Origin of the sequence: Saccharomonospora iraqiensis subsp. paurometabolica YIM 90007, assembly GCF_000231035.2 — a bacterium.
Classification (GTDB): Bacteria; Actinomycetota; Actinomycetes; order Mycobacteriales; family Pseudonocardiaceae; genus Saccharomonospora; species Saccharomonospora paurometabolica.
Genome location: NZ_KI912232.1, coordinates 140,226 through 145,246 on the forward strand (window position 1 = coordinate 140,226; position 5,021 = coordinate 145,246).

Annotated in this window: 4 protein-coding genes and 1 pseudogene; 3 read left to right on the forward strand and 2 right to left on the reverse strand. The window is 72.7% G+C overall.

What is annotated here, in order from left to right; genetic code table 11:
* Positions 1 to 319 (forward strand): annotated as a pseudogene (locus SACPADRAFT_RS27020) (NUDIX hydrolase); the annotation flags it as partial.
* Between the two features lie 111 nt (positions 320 to 430).
* Here SACPADRAFT_RS27020 and SACPADRAFT_RS0211170 read toward each other — a convergent pair.
* Positions 431 to 2,548, reverse strand: a complete 2,118-nt coding sequence (locus SACPADRAFT_RS0211170) for an elongation factor G-like protein EF-G2 (RefSeq protein WP_007026470.1) — start codon at positions 2,546 to 2,548, stop codon at positions 431 to 433.
* 249 nt (positions 2,549 to 2,797) lie between these two features.
* Between SACPADRAFT_RS0211170 and pdxS the strand changes: the two genes are divergently transcribed.
* Positions 2,798 to 3,712, forward strand: coding sequence for a pyridoxal 5'-phosphate synthase lyase subunit PdxS (gene pdxS / locus SACPADRAFT_RS0211175; RefSeq protein ID WP_007026469.1), 915 nt, complete (start codon positions 2,798 to 2,800; stop codon positions 3,710 to 3,712).
* A gap of 79 nt (positions 3,713 to 3,791) precedes the next feature.
* Here pdxS and SACPADRAFT_RS0211180 read toward each other — a convergent pair whose 3' ends face one another.
* Positions 3,792 to 4,361, reverse strand: coding sequence for a helix-turn-helix domain-containing protein (locus tag SACPADRAFT_RS0211180; RefSeq protein WP_007026468.1), 570 nt, complete (start codon positions 4,359 to 4,361; stop codon positions 3,792 to 3,794).
* A 66-nt stretch (positions 4,362 to 4,427) separates the two neighbouring features.
* Between SACPADRAFT_RS0211180 and SACPADRAFT_RS0211185 the strand changes: the two genes are divergently transcribed.
* Positions 4,428 to 5,021 (forward strand): AzlC family ABC transporter permease (locus SACPADRAFT_RS0211185; RefSeq protein WP_028662395.1); only part of this gene is annotated, 594 nt, incomplete at its 3' end.

Here is a 5,021-nt window from a genome sequence, read left to right on the forward strand (position 1 = left end):
CGGTCCCGCTGCGCCGGGCCGCCGACGCCGCCGAGGAGGCCCCCGGTCCGGACGGGAGGAGGCGGAGAACACGCTGACCCGGCTGCTGGCCGGGGTGGACCGCGCGGGGCTGGCCGCCCCGTTGGCGGGCGAGCTGTCCGACGCGGAGGAGCGGGTGGTGCTCGCCCGCCGCGTCTACAACGACGCCGTCCGCGACACCCTGGCGTTGCGGCACCGGCGGACGGTGCGCTGGTTCCGGCTGGCGGGCACCGCGACCCGGCCGGACTACTTCGAGATCGCCGAGCCGGACCCCCACCCACCCCCGGCACCTGCGCCGTGAAGGACTCCTTCCCTGCGTCTCATGCCGTGAAGGCCCCCTTCCCTGCGTTGGTGGCCGTGAAGGCCCCCTTCCCTGCGTCGGATGCAGGGAAGGGGGCCTTCACGGCACACCTCAGCCCGCGGCCTGGCGGTGCGGCGCGGGTTCGTAGCGGGCGTGGGCGCGGGTGAAGTCGCCGGTTCCCGAGGTGAGCGAGCGCAGGTCGATCGCGTAGCGCAGCAGTTCGCCCGCCGGGACCTCCGCGCGGACGACGCTGCGCCCGCCGGTTGCCGACTCGGTGCCCAGCACCCGGCCACGCCGGGACGACAGATCGCCCAGGACCGCGCCGAGGTGGTCGTCGGGCACCCGGATCGTCACGCTGTCCAGCGGTTCGAGCAGCACCGTGCCCGCCTTGGCCGCCGCGTCCTTCAGCGCCAGTGCCCCGGCCGTCTGGAACGCGGCGTCGGAGGAGTCGACGCTGTGCGCCTTGCCGTCGAACAGGGTCACCCGCACGTCCACCACCGGCGTCTCGTCGTCGAGTCCCCGCGCGAGTTGGGCACGGACGCCCTTTTCGACGCTCGGGACGAACTGGTGCGGCACGACGCCCCCGACGACCCGGTCGGCGAACTCGATACCGGCCCCCCGTTCGAGCGGTTCCACCTCGATGTCGCACACCGCGTACTGACCGTGCCCGCCGGACTGTTTGACGTGCCGCCCGTGCCCGGTCGCCTTGGCGGCGAACGTGGACCGCAGGCTGATCCGCACCGGCTCGGTGTCCACCTCGGCGCCACCCCCGCGCAGGCGGGACAGTACGACGTCGGCGTGCGCCTCACCCATGCACCACAGCACCAGCTGGTTCGTCTCCGCGTTGCGTTCCAGGCGCAGGGTGGGGTCCCCGGCGACCAGCCGGGAGAGGTTGCGCGCCAGCGCGTCCTCGTCGCTGCGGGTCCGGGCGGTCACCGCCACCGGCAGCAGCGGTTCCGGCATGTCCCAGGTCCGCATCAGCAGCGGGTCGTCCGGGGAGGACAGCGTGTCGCCCGTCTCGGCGGAGCCGATCCGGGTGACCGCGCAGATGTCGCCCGCGACGCAGTGCGGGACCTCGCGCAGACTCGCCCCGAGCGGCGAGTACAGGTGCGTCACCCGTTCGTCGGCGTCGTGGTCGGCGTGCCCGCGTGCGGCGAGTCCGTGTCCGCAGACGTGTACCGGGCGCTCCGGGTGCAGGGTGCCCGAGAACACCCGCGCCAGGGATACCCGGCCGACGTAGGAGTCCACCGTCGTGCGGAACACCTCGGCGGCCAGGGGGCCGTTCGGGTCGGTGGTCAGCCGGGGGCGCGGTCCGCCGTCGACCGTGGTCACCTCCGGTGGGGTGCGCTCCAGCGGGGACGGGCACGCCCGGACGATGCCGTCCAGGATCTCCGCCGTCCCCACCGCCGTGAACGCGCACGCGGGGATCACCGGGTAGAACTCCGCCTTCGCCACCGCCTTCTCCAGATCGGTGATCAGCGTGTCCTCCGGGACGACCTCGCCCGCGAGGTAGCGCTCCATCAGGGTCTCGTCCTCACTCTCGGCGATCACCCCCTCGATGAGCTCGTTGCGGGCCTCGGTCATGCGCACCACATCGGCGACACCGACCGGACCCACGGCCGGGGGATGACCCGCGGAGTAGTCGAAGTGCCGCTGGGTGACCAGCCCCACCAGGCCGGGACTGCCGTCGCTCGCGGGCAGGTAGAGGGGGAGGACCCCCTCGCCGAACGCCTCCCGGCACTCGGTGATCTCGGAGGCCACGTCGGCGCGCGCGTGGTCGAGCCGGGACACCACCACGGCGCGGGGCATCCGCACCGCCGCGCACTCCTCCCACAGGGCCACGGTCGCCGCGTCGACCCCCTCGCCCGCGCTGACCACGAACAGCGCGGCGTCGGCCGCGCGCAGTCCCGCGCGGACCTCGCCGACGAAGTCCGCGTACCCGGGCGTGTCGATCAGGTTGATCTTGGTGTCCGCGTGCCGGACGGGCGCCAGGGAGAGCCCGACGGACCGCTGCTGGCGGACCGCGGCGGGGTCGTGGTCGCTCACCGTGGTCCCGTCCACGACCGACCCGGCGCGGGCGATGGTGCCCGAGGCCACCAACAGCGCCTCGACCAGCGTGGTCTTGCCCGAACCCGGCGGCCCCACGAGGGCCACGTTGCGTACTCTGCCGGGGTCGTCCATGGCGAGGCCGGCCCCGGTCTCCGTGATCCTGGTGTTCTTCTCGGCCATCGCGGTCCTCCCCGGGCGGTGTGCGCCGTGCGTGGTGTGGTGACACCACGGGTGGTTCGCCTGGTGCGGTGACACCATGGGACGAGGGTTGTGTCTCCGATCACATACCCGGAGGCCGGGGATGGCAAGCGGTCGCGTCGCCCGGGGATGAAGTGGACTGGTGAGATCGCCGCGAACTGGCCCGCCTGTGCGGTCCACGCCGGACGTACGCTGAACGGGTAACCACCCCTGTGTGAAAGGCGTATCCCCGTGTCAGACGTCCGACCCTCCGACAACCAGCGACCCGAGACCGGCACCCCGCGGGTGAAGCGCGGCATGGCCGAGATGCTCAAGGGTGGCGTGATCATGGACGTGGTCACCCCGGAGCAGGCCAGGATCGCCGAGGACGCGGGAGCGGTCGCGGTGATGGCGCTGGAGCGCGTGCCCGCCGACATCCGCGCCCAGGGCGGGGTGGCGCGGATGAGCGACCCCGACCTCATCGACGGCATCGTGTCGTCGGTGTCCATCCCGGTGATGGCCAAGGCCCGGATCGGCCACTTCGTCGAGGCGCGGGTGCTGCAGTCCCTCGGTGTCGACTACGTCGACGAATCCGAGGTGCTCACCCCGGCCGACTACGCCAACCACGTCGACAAGTGGGAGTTCACCGTGCCGTTCGTGTGCGGTGCGACCAACCTCGGTGAGGCGCTGCGCCGGATCACCGAGGGCGCGGCGATGATCCGCTCGAAGGGCGAGGCGGGCACCGGCGACGTGTCCAACGCCACCTCCCACATGCGCGCGATCCGGTCGGAGATGCGAAAGCTGGCCGCCCTGCCCGCCGACGAGCTCTACGTCGCGGCCAAGAGGCTGCGGGCCCCGTACGAGCTGGTCGCCGAGGTCGCCCGGACCGGCAGGCTCCCCGTGGTGCTGTTCACCGCGGGCGGCATCTCCACCCCCGCCGACGCGGCGATGATGATGCAGCTCGGCGCCGAGGGCGTCTTCGTCGGCTCCGGCATCTTCAAGTCCGGCGACCCGGCCAAGCGCGCCGAGGCGATCGTCAAGGCCACCACGTTCCACGACGACCCGGACATGCTGGCCAAGGTCTCCCGCGGCCTCGGCGACGCCATGGTCGGCCTCAACGTCGAGGACACCCCCAAACCCCACCGCCTCGCCGAACGCGGCTGGTGACGGTTGTGCCGTGAAGGACTCCTTCCCTGCGTGTGACGCAGCGAAGGAGTCCTTCACGGCACACCCGGCCGCGGGGTGGTCAGCGGTGTTCGGAGGCCATGACGGCCATGGTGTCGGGGTCGAGGGCGCGGAAGACGTGTGGTTCGTCGCCCGGGTAGGCGATGTAGTCGCCCGGGGCGAGTTCCACCGGGTCCTCGGCGACGCCGACGAGTGCGCGGCCCGAGGCCAGCACGACGTGCTCGGTGACCCCGGGCATGTGCGGGTCGGACTCCCGGGGCGCCCCCGGCTGCACCGTGATCAGGTACAGGTCGCGCCGGGCGTTCGGTGGGCAGGAGGCCAGCAGGGTGGCCACGTAGTCCGCGCGTTCGGAGGCCACGGCCGGACCCTCGCCCCGGCGGATCACCTGCACCGCCCCGCGGGGCGGGTCCACGAGCCGGGCGAACGGGACGTCGAGTGCCACTCCCAGCGCCCACAGCGTCTCCACGCTCGGGTTCCCCGTGCCCGACTCCAGCTGGGAGAGCGTGGACTTGGCGATGCCCGCTCGGCGGGCGACCTCCGCCAGGGACAGCCCCGCGCGGTGCCGCTCCCGGGCCAGTGACGCGGCGATGACGTCGAGCGGTGCCTTGGTGGCCGGATCACGGTCGGTCATGTTCGCTGAACACTCCTTATCGTTCGGTTTGACGAACGCTCCGGTTTGGGTTCACCATAGAAGTCTATGCGTTCGATGTGGCGAACCCTCGACCGTGCACTGGTGCGGGACATCGCGCTGGTGTGCGTGGCCGACGCCGTCGTGGGGCTCTCGTTCGGGGCCATCACGGTCGGTGCCGGCCTCCCGCTGTGGCTGCCCGTGCTGATGTCCGTGGTGGTGTTCGCGGGCGCCTCCCAGTTCCTCGTCGTCGGACTGCTCGCGTCGGGGGGCAACCCGCTGGCGGCGGTGTTCGCGGGACTCCTGGTCAACGCGCGGCACCTGCCGTTCGGCTTCGCCGTGGGCGACGTGCTCGGCCGGAGCCTCGGCAGCCGGCTCCTGGGCAGCCACCTGATGATCGACGAGACGGTGGCGTTCGCGCTCGCACAGCGTGACGTCGCCCGCCGCCGGGCCGCGTACTGGGTCTGCGGCGTCGCGCTGTTCCTGCTGTGGAACGTCGGCGTGGTCGCCGGTGCGCTGGCGGGCACCGTGGTCACCGACACCGGCGCCTTCGGCCTGGACGCCGCCTTCCCCGCCGTGCTGCTCGCGCTGGTGCTGCCCTCGCTGCGGGATCCCGCCACCCGCCGTGCCGTGCTCGTCGGTGTGGCGGTGGCGCTGGCGACC

Bases quoted from the DNA above. Each gene is read 5' to 3' on its own strand.
- SACPADRAFT_RS0211170 (WP_007026470.1), bottom strand. From the start codon at position 2,548: ATGGCCGAGAAGAACACCAGGATCACGGAGACCGGGGCCGGCCTCGCC.
- SACPADRAFT_RS0211180 (WP_007026468.1), bottom strand. From the start codon at position 4,361: ATGACCGACCGTGATCCGGCCACCAAGGCACCGCTCGACGTCATCGCC.